General features: G+C 33.8%; 21 protein-coding genes and 1 pseudogene. 20 read left to right on the forward strand and 2 right to left on the reverse strand.

All coding sequences use genetic code 11. From position 1 onward, the window contains the following. Nucleotides 1–15: 15 nt before the first annotated feature. Nucleotides 16–1,078: pseudogene (locus CJF42_RS01670) on the reverse strand (site-specific integrase). Between the two features lie 105 nt (nt 1,079–1,183). On the opposite strand from CJF42_RS01670, the gene dusA reads away from it, so the two are divergent. Both dusA and CJF42_RS01680 read left to right on the forward strand, forming a co-directional pair. Beyond that, a complete protein-coding gene (gene dusA / locus CJF42_RS01675) occupies nt 1,184–2,197 on the forward strand; it encodes a tRNA dihydrouridine(20/20a) synthase DusA (RefSeq protein WP_095365006.1) in 1,014 nt (337 codons plus the stop codon). A 307-nt stretch (nt 2,198–2,504) separates the two neighbouring features. After that, on the forward strand, nt 2,505–2,792 hold the full coding sequence (locus CJF42_RS01680) for a hypothetical protein (protein ID WP_095365007.1): 288 nt from the start codon (nt 2,505–2,507) through the stop codon (nt 2,790–2,792). Between the two features lie 561 nt (nt 2,793–3,353). Here the strand turns inward: CJF42_RS01680 and CJF42_RS01685 are convergent. Continuing rightward, nucleotides 3,354–3,533 carry a hypothetical protein gene (locus tag CJF42_RS01685; protein ID WP_095365008.1) on the reverse strand — a complete coding sequence of 60 codons (180 nt, stop codon included), beginning with the start codon at nt 3,531–3,533 and terminating at the stop codon, nt 3,354–3,356. A 644-nt stretch (nt 3,534–4,177) separates the two neighbouring features. Between CJF42_RS01685 and pspA the strand changes: the two genes are divergently transcribed. From pspA to CJF42_RS28980, 18 genes are all read left to right on the forward strand, one after another. Further along, nucleotides 4,178–4,837, forward strand: a complete 660-nt coding sequence (gene pspA, locus CJF42_RS01690) for a phage shock protein PspA (protein WP_095365009.1) — start codon at nt 4,178–4,180, stop codon at nt 4,835–4,837. A gap of 22 nt (nt 4,838–4,859) precedes the next feature. Continuing rightward, entirely contained in the window at nt 4,860–5,069 is a 210-nt protein-coding gene (locus CJF42_RS01695) for a PspC domain-containing protein (protein ID WP_095365010.1), read from the forward strand. 48 nt (nt 5,070–5,117) lie between these two features. Continuing rightward, nucleotides 5,118–5,453 (forward strand): hypothetical protein, encoded by a 336-nt coding sequence (locus tag CJF42_RS01700; RefSeq protein ID WP_095365011.1) that lies wholly within the window; start codon nt 5,118–5,120, stop codon nt 5,451–5,453. A gap of 104 nt (nt 5,454–5,557) precedes the next feature. Continuing rightward, complete coding sequence (locus CJF42_RS01705; RefSeq protein ID WP_095365012.1) at nt 5,558–6,007, forward strand: copper chaperone PCu(A)C; 450 nt, start codon at nt 5,558–5,560, stop codon at nt 6,005–6,007. Between the two features lie 9 nt (nt 6,008–6,016). Further along, a complete protein-coding gene (locus CJF42_RS01710) occupies nt 6,017–7,003 on the forward strand; it encodes a DUF2333 family protein (RefSeq protein WP_095365013.1) in 987 nt (328 codons plus the stop codon). A 3-nt stretch (nt 7,004–7,006) separates the two neighbouring features. After that, entirely contained in the window at nt 7,007–7,765 is a 759-nt protein-coding gene (locus tag CJF42_RS01715) for a TIGR04219 family outer membrane beta-barrel protein (RefSeq protein WP_095365014.1), read from the forward strand. Nucleotides 7,766–7,925: 160 nt separating this feature from the next. Then, nucleotides 7,926–9,287 carry an EAL domain-containing protein gene (locus tag CJF42_RS01720; protein WP_095365015.1) on the forward strand — a complete coding sequence of 454 codons (1,362 nt, stop codon included), beginning with the start codon at nt 7,926–7,928 and terminating at the stop codon, nt 9,285–9,287. Nucleotides 9,288–9,471: 184 nt separating this feature from the next. Continuing rightward, nucleotides 9,472–10,416: a hypothetical protein gene (locus CJF42_RS01725; protein WP_095365016.1), complete on the forward strand. Its 945-nt coding sequence runs from the start codon at nt 9,472–9,474 to the stop codon at nt 10,414–10,416. Then, nucleotides 10,400–10,999, forward strand: coding sequence for a PilN domain-containing protein (locus CJF42_RS01730; RefSeq protein ID WP_095365017.1), 600 nt, complete (start codon nt 10,400–10,402; stop codon nt 10,997–10,999). The genes CJF42_RS01725 and CJF42_RS01730 overlap by 17 nt, the downstream gene beginning before the upstream one ends. Continuing rightward, nucleotides 10,996–11,673 carry a type II secretion system protein M gene (locus CJF42_RS01735; RefSeq protein ID WP_095365018.1) on the forward strand — a complete coding sequence of 226 codons (678 nt, stop codon included), beginning with the start codon at nt 10,996–10,998 and terminating at the stop codon, nt 11,671–11,673. Before CJF42_RS01730 ends, CJF42_RS01735 begins: the two co-directional genes overlap by 4 nt. Nucleotides 11,674–11,698: 25 nt before the next feature. Beyond that, nucleotides 11,699–12,016, forward strand: coding sequence for an agglutinin biogenesis protein MshK (locus CJF42_RS01740; protein WP_212668769.1), 318 nt, complete (start codon nt 11,699–11,701; stop codon nt 12,014–12,016). Further along, nucleotides 12,000–13,676: a pilus (MSHA type) biogenesis protein MshL gene (mshL, locus tag CJF42_RS01745; RefSeq protein ID WP_095365020.1), complete on the forward strand. Its 1,677-nt coding sequence runs from the start codon at nt 12,000–12,002 to the stop codon at nt 13,674–13,676. Before CJF42_RS01740 ends, mshL begins: the two co-directional genes overlap by 17 nt. Then, the gene (locus CJF42_RS01750) at nt 13,677–14,603 is read left to right on the forward strand and encodes an ExeA family protein (RefSeq protein WP_095365021.1); all 927 of its coding nucleotides are present in this window, start codon (nt 13,677–13,679) and stop codon (nt 14,601–14,603) included. It abuts the gene before it with no gap. Nucleotides 14,604–14,658: 55 nt separating this feature from the next. Further along, complete coding sequence (locus CJF42_RS01755; protein WP_095365022.1) at nt 14,659–15,768, forward strand: tetratricopeptide repeat protein; 1,110 nt, start codon at nt 14,659–14,661, stop codon at nt 15,766–15,768. A 51-nt stretch (nt 15,769–15,819) separates the two neighbouring features. Beyond that, the gene (locus CJF42_RS01760) at nt 15,820–17,553 is read left to right on the forward strand and encodes a GspE/PulE family protein (protein WP_286203459.1); all 1,734 of its coding nucleotides are present in this window, start codon (nt 15,820–15,822) and stop codon (nt 17,551–17,553) included. Beyond that, nucleotides 17,554–18,777, forward strand: a complete 1,224-nt coding sequence (locus CJF42_RS01765) for a type II secretion system F family protein (protein ID WP_095365024.1) — start codon at nt 17,554–17,556, stop codon at nt 18,775–18,777. A gap of 455 nt (nt 18,778–19,232) precedes the next feature. Beyond that, a complete protein-coding gene (locus CJF42_RS28975) occupies nt 19,233–19,820 on the forward strand; it encodes a prepilin-type N-terminal cleavage/methylation domain-containing protein (RefSeq protein WP_095365025.1) in 588 nt (195 codons plus the stop codon). Nucleotides 19,821–20,251: 431 nt separating this feature from the next. Continuing rightward, nucleotides 20,252–20,791, forward strand: coding sequence for a prepilin-type N-terminal cleavage/methylation domain-containing protein (locus CJF42_RS28980; protein WP_095365026.1), 540 nt, complete (start codon nt 20,252–20,254; stop codon nt 20,789–20,791).

Here is a 20,791-nt window from a genome sequence, read left to right on the forward strand (position 1 = left end):
AAGATACTTTATCGCCTATTGTTGGTTAAATTTATCATGTAATTTATGTGGGAATAGCTGCGTGTAAACTTGCCATAAAATATTTAAATTGCGGTGGGCAGTAACTTGGGCTACTTCTTCAATAGAGTAACCTTTTTCAAATAATCGGCTTGCACCTTCACGACGTAAATCGTGATAACGTAAATCTTCAATACCTAAATCAGAACGCACCTTTTGAAAACCCGCGGTAACAGAACGTGAATTAAAGGGAAAAATTAAATCACTATCACGACTTTGTTTTTTAGCAATATCAAAACTGCCTGCCAATAAAGGTACTATCATGTGATTACCTTCTTTTTTGCGTGGGTCTTTTCGGTCCCGTACTAAAATTGTTTTGTGATCTTCGTTTAAATCCTCCCAACGCAACTTGCAAACTTCACCAATTCGCATACAAGTTATTATAGAAAAATCTAAAATATCTAAAAAAGGAATACGCACTTTACTGTTTGGACGGTACTCCATTCTTTGTTTTAAGCCTTCACGCAATTCATCTAATTCATTTTCAGTTGGTCGCCTAGTTCGTTTTTGGCTTTTACCAACTAAACCCATTTCAATTAGAACGGGTACCGCTTCTTCAAAAACTTGAAAGTTTGCTGATACATTCCAAACAGGTGAGGCTTTTTTCATTACAGAACGTAAATAAGCAATATCATGATATATAGTTGCAGGACCAGCACCTGAACTTTTTCTATTATTACAATGCTCTATTAGGTCACTACACTTCAAAGCATTACTTTTAATTTTTGATATATCACAATCCATAAGCATTTTAATTACATACTGTTTAGTTCTACCTGTATTGTTCCACAGAGCATGATTATTAAAGTATAAAAAGCGACACCACTTTTTGCTTATTTAAGGTGCCCTCCTCCTCTAAATTCACGCAGCGTGCCAAACCCCAGTTACGTGCAACTTCTTTTTTGCTGAAAGTTTTTGAGTCACGGTGTATAATTTTGCCAGATTCTTTAACGCGCACAGTACAGCGGTAGCTAAACTCTCCACTTACCTTTGCACGTTTTTCAATATTAAATGATGCCATATTCCGTTATTACCGTTAGTAGTCCTACCCCAAGAGGGGCCCATAAGGGGCGCTATATATGAAAATTAAACGAAATTACAGGTAATTCAGGGCAATTAAACATAAATGAACAACGCAGTAAAACAAGGCTTAAAGCCAGTAAAACCAGTAGATACAAGCTTTAGACGCTTCTCCATTGCGCCCATGCTTGATTGGACTGATCGTCATTGTCGTACTTTTCATCGTCAGTTAACTAAAAATACTGTTTTATATACTGAAATGGTAACGACTGGTGCTATTTTATTTGGTCGAGGTGATTATTTACATTTTAACCATCACGAGCAACCTGTTGCTTTGCAGTTAGGAGGTTCAGATCCTGAAGCTTTGGCTGAGTGTGCTAAATTGGCTCAAAATCGTGGTTATAATGAAATAAATCTGAATGTAGGATGTCCATCAGATCGTGTACAAAATGGACGTTTTGGTGCGTGTTTAATGGCAGAGCCCAAATTGGTCGCTGAATGTGTTTCTGCTATGAAAGCAAAAGTGGATATTCCTGTTACTTTAAAAACACGAATTGGTATAGATGAACAAGATTCGTATGAATTTTTATGTGATTTTATTGATACTACACATAAAGTTGGTTGTGATGATTATATTATTCATGCGCGTAAAGCATGGTTAAATGGTCTAAGCCCGAAAGAAAATAGGGAAGTACCGCCGCTTGATTATGAACGTGTATATCAACTTAAAAAGGACTACCCTCACTTAGATATTAGTATTAACGGTGGAGTAAAAACGCTTAATGATTCTATTTCTCATTTGAAAAAGTTAGATGGTGTAATGATGGGGCGTGAAGCATATGCAAATCCATTTATACTTGCCCAAGTCGATCAGCTTATTTATGGTAACGAAACAGTTAATTCAGTTACACGTCATCAAGTTGTACGTAATATGTATGATTATATTGAAGATGAAATGTGTAAAGGTGCAAACTTTTGGCACGTCGCTCGCCATATGTTAGGCATGTTTCAAGGCTTGCCTGGTGCACGTTCATATCGTCGTCATCTATCTGAAAATGGTCATGGTAAACAAGCTGATGTTAGTACGATGGAAAAAGCGTTGTCATTTGTGGCTGAATAATACAAATATCATTAAAAATGTGACCATTTTAAATGGTCTAAAGATACTTATTAACGCATCAAGTAATGAATAATGTATTGTTTTCGGGATTTAGATTCCCGAAATCGGAAGAATAGTAAAATTAAATTTATAATTTCATAGTCAAAATCACCAATTAATTCGTTAAATTAACCACTTTCAAAAACTAAAATTTAAATATATCTTAAAAATCAATGTCTTGTTTTTTACTTTTATACTTGGCACATACCTTGTAATACCTAATGTAACTTTAAAAAAATCGACATTATTTAATTCCAAGGAGAATAAAATGTTAAAGTTTACTCAAAAAGTTGCAGTTGGAATTTTTACAATTTTAGGTTTAACTGCTTCAGCAAACGCAGAGCAAGTAAATTTAAAAACTATGGTGAAACACACTGTTTTATCTCAGATTAACGAAACAAAAGCTCAAATAGAAATAGAGACTCATAAGAGTATTCAAATGACTTTAAATAATTTTAATCATGTAATTCGTCCGAATCGTGTCATTATTAGAGATCTTAAAGTTCAGTCTAATACTAAATCCAAATCTTTTATTATTGCTCAAGTAACTAAGTAGGGATGTTTTATGATTCAATCATCGTTATTGTTCAGTATCTTACTAACACCTGTAGCAAGTTTGTTATTGACGTTTATGGGAGTTCAGCTTAGTCGTCGAGCGCGCATTTTAATGCAATGGTGCTTTGCTCGAAGGTGAATTTAGCTTAATTTGGTTTAAGTTAAATTTATCATTGTTTTCCATTCATCATTTATATTAACCATTTATCACTTTATAAAATAATTACAAAGTAATTAAGTTATTTTACAGTCTATTATTAATGGTTAGCACAAGGTTAGGTAGCTCTCATGGTTGATTTATTTCCGCTTTTAACATTATTCTTAATCCCTGTATTGAGCATGGTTGCAACATATATTGGCGTTAACTTATTTCAAAAACTGCCTTATTATTCAAAGCTGTAAGAATTGATAAGTCAAAACTTAATCACTTCATATTGTTATTTAAGTTGTATTTTGATTAAGGCTCCAATAAATGTACTTTTACGCTTAAAACTAATGCCATTCATCAAGCTATCTGGAACTATCAAAAAAACCATTGTAATACCTCTCAATAAAAATTCACCTAACTTCGATCCCATAACTTATACCCAAGCCACTTCAAGATGTGAGGTTCAGGACTGCTGAGCAATTCATGATCTAGGCGCATCTTTGCATTAATGGTTACTCCCTTAAAAAAAGATGGACCGGCAATATGCTCCTGCATTGCTCTAGTACCTACATCCATGCAGGCAACAACGAGCATGATTTGCTCAGAAGTCCCTGTAAGGTTGGTTTATAAATACTTTATGTAGCGTTATTGATTTTGAAAAGGGAATAACCATGTTCTTCAATCAATGCCTAGCCTAAAGTATTTCTACTTCCAACTGAATCCTGCATCTTGAAGTGGTTTGGGTATATACCCATGCTCTGAAATCTGCATTGCCAAGTAGTACGGGATACCAATTCAAATAAATATATGATCAATCTAAATGGTCTAAATATGCAATAGCTGCTTGCTTTCAATCCCAATAGGCCAGCTATTGCTCAATCAAGCGCCTTGCTATTGAAAATTTATCCTTACTTATATTAGATCGCTTAATTAATATAATTGATATTACTTTAAATTTTTCTGTGCATTTTAATTTTCATATCTAACGCAATTCATTTTTGTTATAAATATTACTAGAAAATCATACTGGTCAATTTGGCTATTTGCAGTGGTTAAATTAACTAAAATTTGAAATTTTAGAATAATTAAATTTATAGTATCACTAGGTTTTATTTTTAAATTCACATTCAAATCATTGTTTTTTAATTACTTTTTGTTTTTGATTCTAGTTGGCACAGCAATTGTAATGAGTAATATATAAATGAAAAAATCATTATTAATCAACAAGGAGAATGGTTATGGGAGTATTTACTCGTCTAACAGATATTATTCAATCAAATGTTTTATCAGCACTGGATAAGGCTGAAGACACTGAAAAGTTAGTACGTCTAGTGATCCAAGAAATGGAAGAGACATTAATCGAAGTAAGAAGGACTCAAGCTGGATTTTTTGGTGATAAAAAAGCACTTAACCGAGAAATAACTGCATCAAATGAATATATTGACTTTTGGCAACAAAAAGCGGAGTTAGCGCTTGAGAAGCAACGAGATGATTTAGCAAAATCGGCTTTAATAGAAAAGAACAAAGCTGTGAAAGTTGTTGAAAATTTAGATGCTGAGATGATTAAGATCGATTCTGCTTTAAATCAATTAAAAACTGATGCAGATAGCTTACAAGCTAAATTAGAACACGTAAAAGCAAGGCAAGCTAGCATAATGAACAAAGAAGAAACGATCACTTCTAGGTTAAAAATAAAAGCGCAACTTCATAGCGAACAGATCAATAAAGCGTTAGAGCGCTTTGGGTCTGTAGAGCGAAAAGTAGATGAAATTGAAGCGAAAGTTGAGTCGTATGATTTAGGCAAAGCACCCAGTTTGCAGCAGCAATTTAATGAGCTTGAAATAAATGATGTAATTGAAACGCAATTAGCTGAACTTAAAAAGAAAGTTGCGGCTTAATTATAAACCTGAGGGGAAAGTAGTGAGTAAATATCAAAATACAAATTCATTTTATAAAGATAAGTTAAATAAAAAAATATCAGGTGTATGTGCAGGTTTAGCGCATAGTAATAACTTTCCTGTTTGGACGGTACGTTTAGTGACATTGTTTTTATTTTTCATGTTTCCAGTTGCAGTTTTAATTGGTTATTTTATTGGCGCAATGGTATTGCCAGAGCGTTATGAGTTTTAAAGCTTTAATACTACCCTAAATCTGATTGATTTAGGGTTAGGGGATTTTATGAAAACACTGATTATCATTAGCTTGATGTTATTTTTATATATGTGTGGTTTTTTTAACTTCGATCATTTCCATATTTACTGGCCATTTAACTTTCAATTTGATGATTTATGGATAGAGCCGATAGCAACAGTACTGCTTGTAAGTTTAGCTATTCTTGTTGTGACTGCGGTGTGTATATTTCTTACTGTCGGGATCGCAGGCATTATCGGAGCAAGTTTACTCGTAGTTGCAAGTGCATTACTGTTTAGTGGCGTTGCTGTTTTATGGCCGTTTTTATTAATCGGCTTAGTGATTTGGCTACTTGTAGGAGAAAAAAAATCTGCTTCTGCGTGATATTAATGAATGTATTTATTAATACAAATTAATACAATGAGATAAGTGCGCCTGAGCACATGTTAAGGTAAAATAAATACTCATTGAATAAATTGGGTACATTTATGAGGTTTTTAGTATTTATTTCAGCTTTTTGTATTTTTTATATTAACTCTGCAATAGCGCATACAACTTTAATTGATGTTCAAGTACGCTCATTTATACCTGGGGCAAGCAATAGTGTCGCATATTTTACTTTAGATAATGATACTAAAGATATACGTACTCTTGTAAGTGCTGAAGTTGAAGGTATAAAGCGGGTTGAAATTCATCAACATAAATTTATTAATGGCATGATGAAAATGAGTCGATTACACTCACTTGATATAAATGCTTATCATCAAGTGCATTTTCGGCCGGGCGGTCTGCATTTAATGTTATTCGAACCAATTCAATTTCCAAAACCTGGGGATAAAATCAAATTAACACTTCACTTTACTAAAGGTGAATCTATTTCTATTCAAGCCGATGTTATAAAGCTTGGTGAAGAAAAACAAAACCATAGCCATCATTAAGGAAATAATATGTTAGAGCATAAAGGCAAGATAACCGCTGGGCTATTAGGGGTATTATTAATTAATTATTTGATTGCTGTTTATTGGAGTTTTGAACCTACTGTTTTCAATGTAAAACAATATGCGCAGCAGCAAGCAAATGAAAAAAATCAAAAGCTAGTTGTTGGCTATGTCACGACTTCAACATTAATTGCAGTGGCGAATACATTATTAGATAAACCAGGTGGTTATTTATCGAATGATATGATTCCGCCTTCAGTCATGATGGACAATATACCCGCTTGGGAATACGGTGCTTTAGAGATGATTCGAGACTTAGCATTATCTATGCGTAAAGATTTTAGTCGTTCACAGTCTCAATCTACTGAACACCAAGCACTTAAAAAAGCACAGCCACAATTTAATATTAGTTCAACGGCTTGGGCTTGGCCAAGTGCTGAATCTGAATATCAAAAAGGCATTGATTTTTTAATTCAATACAGAGATGGCATTGCGAATACAGCGGTAAACTCAAGTCAATTTTATGCCCGTGCTGATAATTTAAGATCATGGTTAAAAGAGTCAGAAAAGAGATTAGGAAGTTTAAGTCAAAGATTAAGTGCGAGTGTTGGTCAAGAGCGTATTAATACCGATTTAGCAGGTGATAGCGCAGCGCAGCAAGCTACTTATAGCCCACAACAGAGCCAAATAAAAACACCTTGGTTAAAAATTGATGATGTGTTTTATGAAGCGCGAGGTGCTTCATGGGCGTTGCTTCATTTTTTAAAGGCGGCTGAATTTGATTTTTCTGATGTTTTAGAGAAAAAAAATGCTAAAATCAGTTTACAACAAATAATCAGAGAGTTAGAAGCGACTCAGGATACTGTTTGGAGCCCTATTATTTTAAATGGCAGTGGCTTTGGTATTGGCGCAAATCACTCTTTAGTGATGGCTAATTATATCTCTAGAGCAAATGCCGCTTTAATTGAACTTTCAGAACTATTATCACAGGGATAAATTATGAAAAAGCACTTGTTAGCAGTTGTAGCTGCTTCGGGTTTAACTGCACCTCTTGTTCAAGCTGATACAATTTTAGGTGTTTATGCAGGCGTAGAAGCTTGGCAAGCAGAGTCAACTGGTAGTATTTCTGATAGTGGGCCTCTTGAGACTTTTGATTTTGAAGATGAAACACTCACGAGTTTTTATGTTGCCCTAGAGCATCCAATTCCTTTAGTGCCAAATATTAAAATTAAACATAATGAAATTAAAATATTTGGTACGAGTACAGGAAATTTTTCATTTGGTGATAGCTCATTTCAAATTGGAACTGTAACTAAGACTACTGCAGATTTAACTCATAATGATTTTATTTTGTATTATGAAATATTTGATAACTCATTACTTTCAATTGACCTTGGTTTTAATGTTAAGCAATTTGACGGTAGCGTTGCGATGGAAGGCACTGTTGGTGGAGTACCAGAACAAGATGAAAATGTTAATTTCTCTGGTTATGTACCATTAGGTTATGCCGCTGCTGAAGTGGGTTTACCTATGACTGGCTTAAGTGTGTTTTTTGAAGGTAGTTTATTAGCGATTGATGATAGCAAAATTCAAGACTTCCAAGTAGGTGTTGCTTGGGAGGTAGTTGATAATATGGCCGTAGATATTGCTGTTAAGTTTGGTTACCGTTCATTATTAATGGAACTTAATGATATTGATGATATTACCACTGACTTAGAAGTAAAAGGTCCATTTTTGGGTGTTCAAGTTCACTTCTAGTTAAAATAATCAGACTATTTTTATTATTAAATTATCGAAATTTAAAACCTGCTTTATGCAGGTTTTTTGTGCTTAACGTAAAAACAAAACATACTGAACTTGAATTCTCGTGATTGTTGAACAACACTTATACTATTGCTTTTGTTTTTGAAAATATCGCATGAAAAGGCTAGTAAAATTTATTAAAAAGCTTTATGAATCATTGCTGTTTTTTAGCTTTTTTTCAAAAAAAGCACATTATAACAAGCAAACTCCTTATATTATTAATAATCAAAAAGTGACTGTAATCGAAGAGCCAAAATTAAATGTCTCTTTATTAGGTATTGAGCAAAGTGGTATTCATTTAATTGATTCAAAAGCTAAAACAGCATTTGTTATTATTGAAGTATCTCAAATAGAAATTACATATGCGTTTTTTACAATACTTAAAACAGAATTATCTGAACAGTTTTCAGAAATAAATAAGGTTTCTATTAAAAAAATTAATGCAGTTTGTTTTACATTAACTTTTAATAAAGGCCCTTTTGATAGAGGTGATTTATTTATACACAGATTGCATGAAGTAATTTTGCAGAGTATTGCATTAGCAGATCAAAATAAAATACAGCAAAATTTGGTAAAAAGCATAAAAATGGGAATGTGTGATTACAGTGCAGGCGCCAATCAAATGATGGTTTATCAACTGGCACAGACGGCATTAATGATCAGTAAAACAAGTGAGTGGCTATCGTATTATTGTTGCTCATATCACCATACACAAACCCAACTGCTTGCTTTAACATCTAATGATATTTCAGCATATATAGAAAAAAAACGTTATATATTATTATTTCAGCCTGTTTTTTCGATGTTTAATGGTGATATTTTACAGCATGAAGCGTTAATAAGAATTCGACACGAAACCTTAGGTTTGCTTAATGCATCTCAACTACTATCAAATATAAAGTCTAAGAAGCAAAAGTTGTTACTTGATAAAGCAATCGTAACACAAGTTATTAATGTGATTAAATCAGAGGGAAGCTATCAACAAGTAAGCATTAATTTATACCAAACTAGCTGGCTTGATATTGGCTTTTTTCAATGGTTGATAGATGTATTAATAATGTCGAAAAGTAATAAAAATATAGTGTTAGAAATTGCAGAGGTAGATTTAATAAATAAAGAAACACAGTTACAGCATATTTTTAATTTATTGAATAAAAATAATATTTCTCTAGTTTTAGATAAAGTTGAAGGAGCAATAATTGATAAATTAGTAAAATATGATGTATTTGTGAAATATAATATTAAGTCTCTTAAACTAAGTTATAACTTAATTCACAATATTCATTTTAATATTAAAAAACAGGAAAAAGTAAAAGAAATAACACATTTTGCAAAAAGTCATTTTTTACCTGTTTTTGCTGTTGGTGTTGAGCAAAAATTAGAGTTGGATGTATTGAAAAATCTTGGTGTTGTAGGAGCTCAGGGGTATTATTTTAGTGAAGCATTACAAGAGTTAAGTGCATTTTCTAAGGTTTAAGGTAAGTTTTATTTGGTAAATATCCTCTTCATAAATGTGTTCTATCATAGTTTCTGTTAATATGAACTTAATTTTGAAAATTCTTTATCTTTAAACTACTTGCTATCTTTTAGTAATAACTGATAGTTTACTCTATTGGTTAACTTAACAGAGTCATGTTATTTGAGTGATAATAAAAAAATATATGATAAAAAACCTTATTTCGCGATTACCTTTTTTTAACCGAGGTAAAAGTGACACTAACTATATTGGTCTTGTGGTACAGCTAGATAAAATAATAGCTGTTAACTTAGAGTTTAAACAAGAACAATGGCTGATAGTGGCTGAAAAAACAGTTTCATATACAAATGATTCTCAGTTGATTGAATCAATTACGATATGCATTAATGATTTAGATGTTGATTATGCGAAGATGGCTATTGTTCTTCCTGTTCATTGGTATCAAATAGTCCAAATGGATAAACCTAATTTATCAGTTGATGAAATTAAACAATCGCTTCCCTGGACTGTAAAAGATCTTGTTACTATTCCTGCTGAAAGTATTATTGCAGACTTTATAGAAAATCCAATTATGCAGAGCGGCCAAGAGAGAATATCTGTTTTTGCGGCAAATAAATCATTATTAATGCCTATCATCAAAGCAGTACATAAAAGTAAAGCTGAACTTGAACTGATAACTTGCGAAGAATTTGTATTAACCAGCTTGCTGGAAGTCGATACTGCAGCGCATTTAATTGTATATCAGCATGCTGGACAAGAGCCGAGTCTTCAAATAGTACGAGAGGGGTGTTTATTATTTTCTCGTCGTTTAAGAGGGTTTTCTCGGTTACCAAATATGAGTATGGAAGATTTATCTATGGGTCTGCTAGACTCTTTTAGTTTAGAGATTCAGCGTTCAATTGATTTTTTTGAATCTCAGTTAAAACAACCGCCTTTAAAGTCATTACAGTTATATTTACCAAGTGAGCATTTAGAGCAAATAGTTGAACAGTTAAAAGTTCATTTTCCTGTTAAGGTTATGTCAATACAAAGGCATTTAGCATGTTGTGCTGGGCAAGATGAATCTTTACATTTCGCTATCAGTGCTGCAATGGAAATGATAAGGAGTGAAAATGAAGCAACGCATTAATCTCTATTTATCTGAATTAAGGCCTGTAAAAGATCCATTAAACTTAAATAATATCGCATTATCTTGGATTATGGTGCTTGTTGCTTGCCTTGGTTATATGAGCATATTAATTTATGTTAATAAAAGCTTAAATCAAGACTTGATTAAGGTGAAACGTCAGTTGACTCAATACACCGAAAAAGTTAATGAGTTACAAACAGCGCTTGCGGTCAAGCAAGATAAAAGCTTTTTATCACAGCAACTAAATAGATTAAAAAAAGAGTACCAACATAAAGAACAGATGCTTGAATATATATCTAATCGTAATGATGGAAATAAAATCAACTATGCGGATGTGATGTCTGATTTAGCACAATTTCACCATTCAGATATTTGGTTAACTGAGTTTCTATTTGTTAACCACGAAGTTGAGCTCAAGGGGTTAACTCTGTCACCTTCTAAGTTGCCTTATTGGTTTGATGGGCTTAAAAAGTCGGCTTTTTTCTCGGGAAAATCATTTTCAGTTTTAGAATTTAAAAATATCGATGACCAAGAACAAGTTGAGTTTCGTGTAGCAACCATTAATAAAGGTGATAAATCTTGAAACAACAATGGGGAATGTATTGCGAAAAAGTATCGCAATTACAAATACGTGAAAAATATATGCTTCTTGGCACAGGTTTATTTTTAATCTTATATTTAATTGTATGGTTTGTCATTTCGCCTTTACATACTGAAATAGCGAATAGTAAAAAACAGCTAAAACAAACTCATCTGTCGTTGACTCAAGCTAAAACAAAAATTGATATGTTTAGTCATACCTTAGCGCAAGATTATACTTTACATTTACGTAATAAACTTGAAACATCGAAATTAGAATTAAAACAGATTGATCAGAATTTATCTCAATTTAGCCAAGGCTTTATTCCACCATATAAAATGGCGCAAGTTCTTAAAAAATTACTCGCGGTTAATCAATCGTTGCAGTTAAAGTCTTTTGGTTTAGAAGCTGTTAAATCAATCGTAATAGGGCAAAAAGCAAAAAAAGATAAAGCGCAAAAAAATAAAAATATGGAAGTTGCTTTCTATGAGCATGGTATGTCACTTACAATAGTGGGTGATTATTTTAGCTTATTAGATTATGTAAAAAGCCTTGGTAAAATAAAAGAAAAGCTTTTTGTAAGTCAGTTCCAATATAAAGTCATGGAGTACCCTAAGGCGGAACTTAAATTAGTGATAGCAACAGTGAGTGCAGATGATAAATTTATTGCGCTGTAATGTAGTACTATTAATAGTAACGTGCTTGTTCAGTGCTATTAGTGTTAATGCGGGTAAACTTAATTCTCAGCAATTAATTGATCCAACTCGCCCTAAGTTAACTGATAATACGACAAGTTCAACAAGTACTAATTCCGAAGATAATAAAAACTCTGAATTGAAGCTTCAGTCATTAATTTTTAAAAACGGTCGATATAAAGCGATTATTTCTGGAACACTTTATAAAGCGGGCGAGAAAGTAGGTGAATACCATATTGCCAAAATAACGGCAAAAAAAGTTTACTTATCTCGAGGAATAGAACAACGTATATTAGAGCTTTACTCTTATGAAATTAAACGTTAAAAAAATATATCAGCTTAGTATTTTATCTTTAGCCATTGGATTTTTTTCTGGTTGCGAAATCACTGAAAATAAAAATAAAATTCAACCACATATTAGTGAAGAACTCATTTCAAAAGCCAAGAGTGCTAAAAAAGTAAATGAAGACGTTGTTCCTGATGCGTTAGCTCAAGAGTTATTAAGCTCTGTTAGTTCAAATTTATTAATACCGAAAGAGCTAGAAATTAAGCGCTTTGAAGTTGCGGCTAATGCCGTTGAGATCAGAGATTTTTTTGTCGGTTTAGTTGACGATACCCCTTATAGTGTGGCTATTCATCCTGAGGTAAGCGGAAAAATCAGCTTAAACTTAAAAGATGTTAGTTTAGATGAAGTAATTAAAGTCATTATTCGCATGTATGATATTGATGTTTTTCGTGATGGAAAAGTTGTTCAAGTTTTACCAGCTAAAATGAGAACAGAGTCAATTCCTGTCAATTATTTAATGATGAGTCGTTCAGGTAGTTCAAGTGTCAGTGTTGTTGCTGGTGGTGTAAGCCAGTTTGATCAAGGCGCAGGGAGCTCATCAAGCTCAGGTAATTTAAATAACAGTGTAAATAATCAAAGCAGATCAGGTAGTAATGGTTCTCTAAGCTCTGGTGGTTCTCAGTTAAATGGTGCTAACATTCAAAGCTCTTCAAATACTGATTTTTGGAGTGAATTAAAAATAGCGTTAGAATCTTTAGTAGGTAAAGAAAAAGGTCGTTACGTTATTGTTAGCCCACAAGCTAGTTTAGTGACGGTTCATGCTTTACCTAGTGAAATAGCTGCTATGAAAGATTTTTTAAATAAAAGTCAAGAAAGCTTACAGCGGCAAGTTATATTAGAAGCAAAAGTAATTGAAGTAACGCTTAAAGATGACTACCAACAAGGCGTTAACTGGACTGAGGTATTAGGACATATAGGCAGTACTGATATTACTTTTGGCAGATCTGTTGTTGGTACTGCAACAAACTCTATTGCAGCTGAACTCGGTGGTTCAACAAGTATCTCATTTAAAAATACTGACTTTTCTGGCGTAATCAATTTACTTGAAACTCAGGGAGATGTACAAATGTTATCTAACCCTAGAGTCACAGCTATTAATAATCAAAAAGCAGTTATTAAAGTGGGTCAAGATGAATACTTTGTAACTGAAGTTTCAAGTACTACAGTTACGGGTAATTCAACAACAACAACGCCTGAAATTGAACTAACCCCATTTTTTACTGGTATTGCTTTAGATGTAACGCCTCAGATTGATGTGAATGGCTCTGTGATCTTGCATGTTCACCCTTCGGTGACTGAGACCGCAGAACAAAAGAAAGTGATTACACTTAATAATGAAGAATTTATTTTACCCTTAGCGCAAAGCAATATTAGAGAAGCGGATACAATTATAAGAGCTTCTTCTGGGGAAATAGTTGTTATAGGTGGTTTAATGCAAACAGTGACAACAGATGAAGAGTCAAAAACCCCTTTTTTAGGTGATTTGCCAATACTGGGAAATCTTTTTAAAAACATTCGTAAACGACAAGATAAAAAAGAGCTGATCATATTAATAAAACCTACAGTTGTCATGCCTGACTCTTGGCAAAAACAACAACAGCGTTCAATGCAATTATTAAAAAGTTGGTATGCTAATTAAATGTATTTAAGTTTTTTTAACCTTAAGGAAATGCCATTTTCGTTAACGCCAAATACTGATTTTTTTTGTGCGTTAGAGCCCCATAATGAAGCGATGCAGGTACTTCTTACAGCGCTAAATATGGGGGAAGGTTTTATAAAAGTTACCGGCGAAGTTGGCACAGGTAAAACCTTGTTATGTCGTAAGCTACTTAATAGCTTACCTAAAAATATGGTGAATATGGTTTCTGCATATTTACCAAACTCGTATTTAAATCCAGAAGAGTTACGTTGGGCTTTTGCGAGTGAACTAGGGTTAGAATTAGATGAACAATTAGATCAGCAAGCATTGATCCAAAAAATTCAACATAAACTGTTAGAACTTCATCAAAATGGTCAATCAGTTGTTTTAATCATAGATGAAGCACAATGTCTTAGCTGGGATACATTAGAAGCTTTACGCTTATTTACAAACCTAGAAACAGAAAGTAAAAAGTTGCTGCAAGTGGTGTTATTTGGCCAACCTGAGCTTGATGAAAAATTGGCAAATGAAAGAGTAAGGCAGTTACGGCAAAGGATTAGCTTTTCATATAAATTAAGACCTATGAATGATTCTGAAGTAGTTCATTATATTCAACATAGGCTAAGCATTGCAGGGAAGTATGAACAAGGCAATGACTGTATCCCTAATCTGTTTTCAACCAATTTAGGGTTACAAATTGCAAAGGCGAGTCGTGGTATCCCTAGGTTAGTTAATTTATTATGTCATAAAGTTTTATTACAAGCTTTTGGTGAGGGTGCTCAAGCGCTTAATGCAAAACATATTAAAGCGGCGATAAAAGATACCGAAGATTGTAAAGAAAGTAACAATAACCTTTTATTAATCACCACTTCAATTCTAGTATCTGCATTTGTTGCGGGTATTTGGCTTTGGAGGCAAGTGTTATGATGGTAACTAATTATGTGATATCAGCAGTAATATCTGTGGTTAAGAGAGGACTGCTATGAGTGTTATAAATAAAATGCTCAAAGATATTGAGCAAAGAGAATTGAATACCTCTGTGTATTTAGATCCTACGGTTAAAGTTGAAAGTGTGAGAGATAATCGTCAGTTATTTCAACGCATTGGTTTAATTTTAATTGCGATGAGCGTCGCCATTGGCGCATATTGGTTTATACCAAGCAAAAATAATCCTGCTGAGCCAACTTCTATTGCTCAGACTGACAAAATTGAACCATCAAAATTAAAGCAAATCACAGCTGAAAAACAAAATGCTACTTTAGATAAAAACAATAGATTACAAGAGGTTAAAGAGGAGTCTTTAAAAATGGCTAATGAGCGTATTAAAATGCTTGAAGTTGATTTAGCTAAAACAGAGAGCACACCCGTTGCACAAATAGAAAAACCTTTAATTTCCTATGAATTAACAAAAAAACAAGAAAAAAAGAGTGTTAAATTAGCAAAAAAAATAAAAAATACACCTGCTAAAAACACCATACAGAACAAACCTAAAGCGGTCGCTAAAATAAGAAAAATATCAACACGAGCGCGCGCAGAAAATTGGTTTGTACAAGGTAAAGAGGCTTTTCAATTTGGCTTAATTGAAGATGCAATATCTGCATTAGACAAAGCGTTAATTTTAATGCCACTGCATATTGAAGCGCGAAGTTTACTGACTGCTGCTTATTATGGGCGTGAGCAAACACAAGAAGCAGAATCTATATTAAGGCATGGTTTAACTTTAAATCCTGATGTGATGCGTTGGCGTATTTTGTTAGCTAAAATACTAGTAGAGCAAGGCAGTTATCAATCGGTAGCACCTGTTTTATCAAAGCGCTATGAAGTAAGTGCAAATGTAGATTTTTGGATTTTAAAAGGCACTGCTTCACAGCAGCTAGGCGAGCATAAAGTTGCTAAACATTGTTTTAGTAAATTAACTCAGTTAGAACCTAGTGAGGCAAAATGGTGGTTAGCACTGGCGGCTTCAAATGATGCTTTGGGTCATTTGCATAATGCCAAACGATTTTACTTAACGGCAATTGAATTAGGTGGTTTATCACCCAATGCACATAATCACGCTAAAAAACGCTTAGAAAAAATTGGATTATTATAATGTTGTTTTTTACGCCTAAAAATTATTTAACAAATAAGAGCTATTAAGATGATCAGACCTAAACTGAAAATGCGACTTGGTGATCTGTTGGTTCATGAAGGGATCATTGAAGAGCAAGATTTATTCAGTGCATTAAAAGTACAAAAAGCTTCTGGCCGTAAACTTGGTGCGACATTAATTGACCAAGGCGTAATTAGCGAACCACAATTATTGCGATTTTTAGCGCAACAACTTAATGTGCCATTCTTAGATATTGCCCAAAGGAAAATACCTACAAGTATTGCTAATTTACTACCAGAAGTCTTTGCTCGTCGCTTTAAAGCGTTAGTAATTGAAGATCAGGGAGACAATGTATTGCTTGGCATGAGTGACCCAGCCGATTTAAGTAGTTTAGATCAGTTAGCACCTATGTTAGCACCAAAAGAAATTGCTTTAGCGGTGATTCAAGAAAGTCAAATGATGGCTGCCTTTGATAACTTATATCGTAGAACCCAGGAAATAGAAAATTTTGCTAGCCAGCTGCAAGAAGAAAATAAAGATGAAGAAGAGTTTGATTTAAATGCATTAGATGATGATACCTCAGATGCAACTGTTGTTAAGTTACTGCAGTCTATTTTTCAAGATGCAGTGCAAATGCGTGCATCAGATATACATATAGAGCCTGATGATGGTTTATTACGTATACGCCAAAGGATAGATGGTATATTGCATGAGAGTATTTTAAATCAATTTGCCATTGCATCAGCATTAGTTTTAAGGCTAAAGCTTATGGCTGGGTTAGATATTTCTGAAAAACGATTACCGCAAGATGGCCGTTTTAACATAAAAGTGAAAAATCACAGTTTAGATATTCGAGTCTCAACTATGCCAGTGCAACACGGTGAATCAGTCGTAATGCGTTTATTAGACCAATCGGCAGGTTTATTAACGTTAGATCAAACTGGTATGCCAGAGCGTATGTTAAAACGTGTGCGTGAAATATTAAAACGCCCGCACGGTATGATATTAGTTACAGGTCCTACTGGTTCGGGGAAAACAACTACCTTATATGGTGCATTAAGTGAATTAAATCAGCCAAATAATAAAATTATTACGGTTGAAGATCCGGTGGAATATCGTATAGGACGTATTAACCAAGTACAAGTAAATAGTAAAATAGGGCTAGATTTTGCTCGCGTTTTACGTACTACATTAAGACAAGATCCCGATATCATCATGGTGGGGGAAATGCGTGACCAAGAAACGGTAGAGATTGGCTTGCGTGGCGCATTAACAGGTCACTTAGTTTTATCTACACTTCATACTAATGACGCAATAACGAGCGCAATGCGTTTAATTGATATGGGGGCGCCTTCATACTTAGTTGCGAGTTCATTACGTGCTATTTTAGCGCAGCGATTAGTACGTCGTTTATGTGATAACTGTAAAATTGATTATCAACCTGATGGCCAAGAAACTTCTTGGATAAAATATTTAAGCAATGGAAAAGAGATTGATCTTAAATTCCATAAAGGACGAGGTTGTACTAACTGTAACCATACAGGTTTTAAAGGGCGAATTGGTGTATTTGAATTATTAGAAATGAATGAGGCCATGATGGATGCTCTTAGGTTGGCTGATACTCAAGCCTTTGCCAAAGCATCGCGTGAAAATCCCTCTTTTGAACCACTCTCTACTATGGCGCTTGAATATGCGACTCAAGGTATCACTAGCCTAGATGAAGTATTTAGAGTGGCTGAAAATATGCCTGAAATTGAAGTTAAAGCAATGGAAACGACACACTAAATGGCATTTTTCACTTATCAGGCTAAAGATAGCCAAGGTAAATTGATAAAAGGCACATTAGAGGCGACTAACCATGCCGCTGCGGCTGACAGTTTGTTAAAAAAGCAATATATCCCCATGAGTATTGTGGCAACAAAAAAATCATCCAACTCTGCTAATTTTGATATTAATGATTTATTTGAAAAATCAGTCAACTTAGAACATTTAATTATTTTTTCTCGCCAAATGTATTCTTTAATGAAAGCGGGTATTCCGATCATTCGCGCTATTATAGGTTTAGCCGAAACAACAACCCATCAACGTTTTAGTGATACACTTAAAGATTTAGCCGTGCAATTAGAGCAAGGTCGAAATTTATCTACCGCTATGGCTTCTCATAAAAAGGTTTTTAACCGACTAATGGTCTCTATTGTTATGGTAGGTGAGAGCACAGGTAAGCTTGAAGAGGCATTTGAGCAGCTAGCAGCTTATTTTGAGCGTGAACAAGAAACCCGCAAACAAATTAAATCTGCTATGCGTTATCCTATTTTTGTGATTATTGCATTGGTTGCGGCTATGTTCATTCTTAATATTTTTGTAATACCGACCTTTGCCGATATGTTTAAAAAATTCAATGCAGAACTGCCTCTAATGACTCGTATTTTAATAACGACCTCTGATTTTATGGTTAATTATTGGGGAGCGGTAATGGGTGGTATGGCTGCAACAGCTTTTGCAGTGCGTCATTATATTGCCTCAGAAGTTGGGCGTTTAAAATGGGACCAGTGGAAGTTAAAAATACCATTAGTTGGTAGTATTATTGAACGTTCATTGTTATCTCGGTATAGTCGTAGTTTTGCCATGACATTACGCTCAGGTGTGCCTATGACAACTGGACTCACATTAGTATCAGAAGCCGTCGACAATGCTTATATGGCATATAAAGTAATAGATATGCGTCGTGGTATTGAAAAAGGTGAAAGTTTATTAAGAGTATCTCGTAACAGTGGTTTGTTTTCTCAACTAGTATTACAAATGGTCGCCGTAGGCGAAGAAACAGGTCAGGTAGATGAATTGTTACAAGAATCAGCAGAGTTTTATGAACGTGAAGTCGACTTCGATTTAAAGAGCCTCACTGCCAAAATTGAGCCAATTTTGATTTCAATAGTCGCAGGTATGGTATTAGTTTTAGCTTTAGGTATATTTACACCGATGTGGGATATGATGTCAGCAATTAAGGGCTAAAAGTTTAAAATAATAAAAAACACGGAATATTTACCTATTGATACGGGATATGATGTCAGCCATCAAGGGCTAAAAGTTTAAAATAGTAGAAAAAGTATAGGATATTATCTTATAACTTTTAAGGCGGAAATTATTTTATTTGGCTGTGTTTTTAGTAATTAAGGTGCTTTTTTGGGTAAGTTTACAGCCACAAAAAAAGTTAAAAACATTGCGTGTTATACCTATGTTTGATAAAAAGAATAATGTATCAAGATATACGTGTTTTAGAGAGAATACCACACTTTTTGATTATGCTTTAACTCAGAGGACTGTTAATATAGCGCTGCTATATTAAATAGTGATTTTAACCTACTTTCGAGTTAATTACTTATTTAGCTATACTTAAATAAGAATACTAAGCTTTTGAACAGGCTTTATTTGATAAAATTGTACCAATAAAGGTAAGTTAAATAAAAATGATAATGAAAAAACAAAGTGGTTTTACATTAATAGAATTAATAATTGTTGTAATTATTTTAGGGTTGTTAGCTGCAACCGCCTTACCACGTTTTTTAGAAGTAACGGATCAAGCTGAAGAAGCGTCAATTGAAGGCGTAGCAGGTGGCTTTGCTGCTGCAATTGGCTTAGTTAGAGCGCAATGGGAGCTTGAAGGCCGACCAAATGGTGAATCAGGCGCTCCTAATAAAACTTTAGTCACTTATGATACATTACAAATGGGGGTTGATGGCACAATAGGTTATCCAACAGCACGAAGCACTGAAGGTGATAGCCGTGCTACGCAAATGAGTAAAAATAAGTGCCAGCAAGTATTTAATGATGTATTGCAAAGTGCACCCAGTAACTCAATTGGTGCATTACAAGCAGATGTACAAGACAATAGATATTTAATAAGGTTAGATGAAAATTCGGGTAATGATCAGTGCATATATTATTTAACAAATTCTTTAGATATTAATAATATACCCGTTGATGGTACCATAAAAGCCAATACCCGAGGTTTTACTTATTTACCACAAACAGGTCAAGTTTTAGTATTTAACTAAAAAATCAGCTACGCAGATTTTTTAAAGGCTACTATGCAGCCAAAGATGAAAAGCAAAGCTAAAAGAGTTAATAGCTAAAAGAAAAAACGTTAACACAATAACAAAAGGTTTACTTATCAAAGGCTTGAATTTAAGGTGGAGTTGAAGGCTTTTAACTGTATTAAAAATAAATGAATTAAGCTGAAATGCTGCATTAAACCGGTAAATTAAATTGTCACTGCTTGTATTTTTTAGTATGGCTGAAAAATATGATTAAATGTAAGTAATGATATATATCGATAAATTCAAAATGGATTTTTGTTTCGTAACATAAGCTTTTAGCTTATGCAGTATTAAATAGTTAAAAGTTGACTATTTGGTAATCAATTTTAAATGTTTCTTATGGGGCTTATACACTGCCATAAGAGTTAAGTTAATAAAATAGGAACGCTATGAAGTTAATAAATAAAAAACAAACCGGTTTTACTTTGATAGAATTAATCATCGTAATTGTAATTTTAGGTATTCTAGCAGTCACCGCAGCCCCTAAATTTTTAGATTTGCAGGGGGATGCAAATAAAGCAACAATTCAAGGAGTTGACGGGGCTGTTAATAGTGCTATATCTGTAGTATACGGAAAAGCTATTATTGGTGGAGTTCATAAAACTGCTGGTGGCACTGGTATTGGTGTTGATACTAATGGTGATGGGGCTAAAGATGTACTAACTTCATTTGGTTACCCTACGGCAGCTGCTGGTATTTTAGCCTCTCTAGACATTTCAGTTGGTGCTAATGGAGACTTCAATGGGCTTGTAATTACAACTGGAGAATATGTGATTTCTACTAAAAGTACGACTGTTGTCGTAGGGTTAGTTCCTGAAGTAACAGATGGCACTACAGCTGAAACTCATGATGGCTGTTATGTTTCATATAAAGAAGCTGAAAGTGAAACTGTTAAACCTGTTATTATTGTTAATACAGATGGCTGTTAA

Origin of the sequence: Pseudoalteromonas sp. NBT06-2 (assembly GCF_002276045.1) — a bacterium.
Taxonomy (GTDB): Bacteria; Pseudomonadota; Gammaproteobacteria; order Enterobacterales; family Alteromonadaceae; genus Pseudoalteromonas.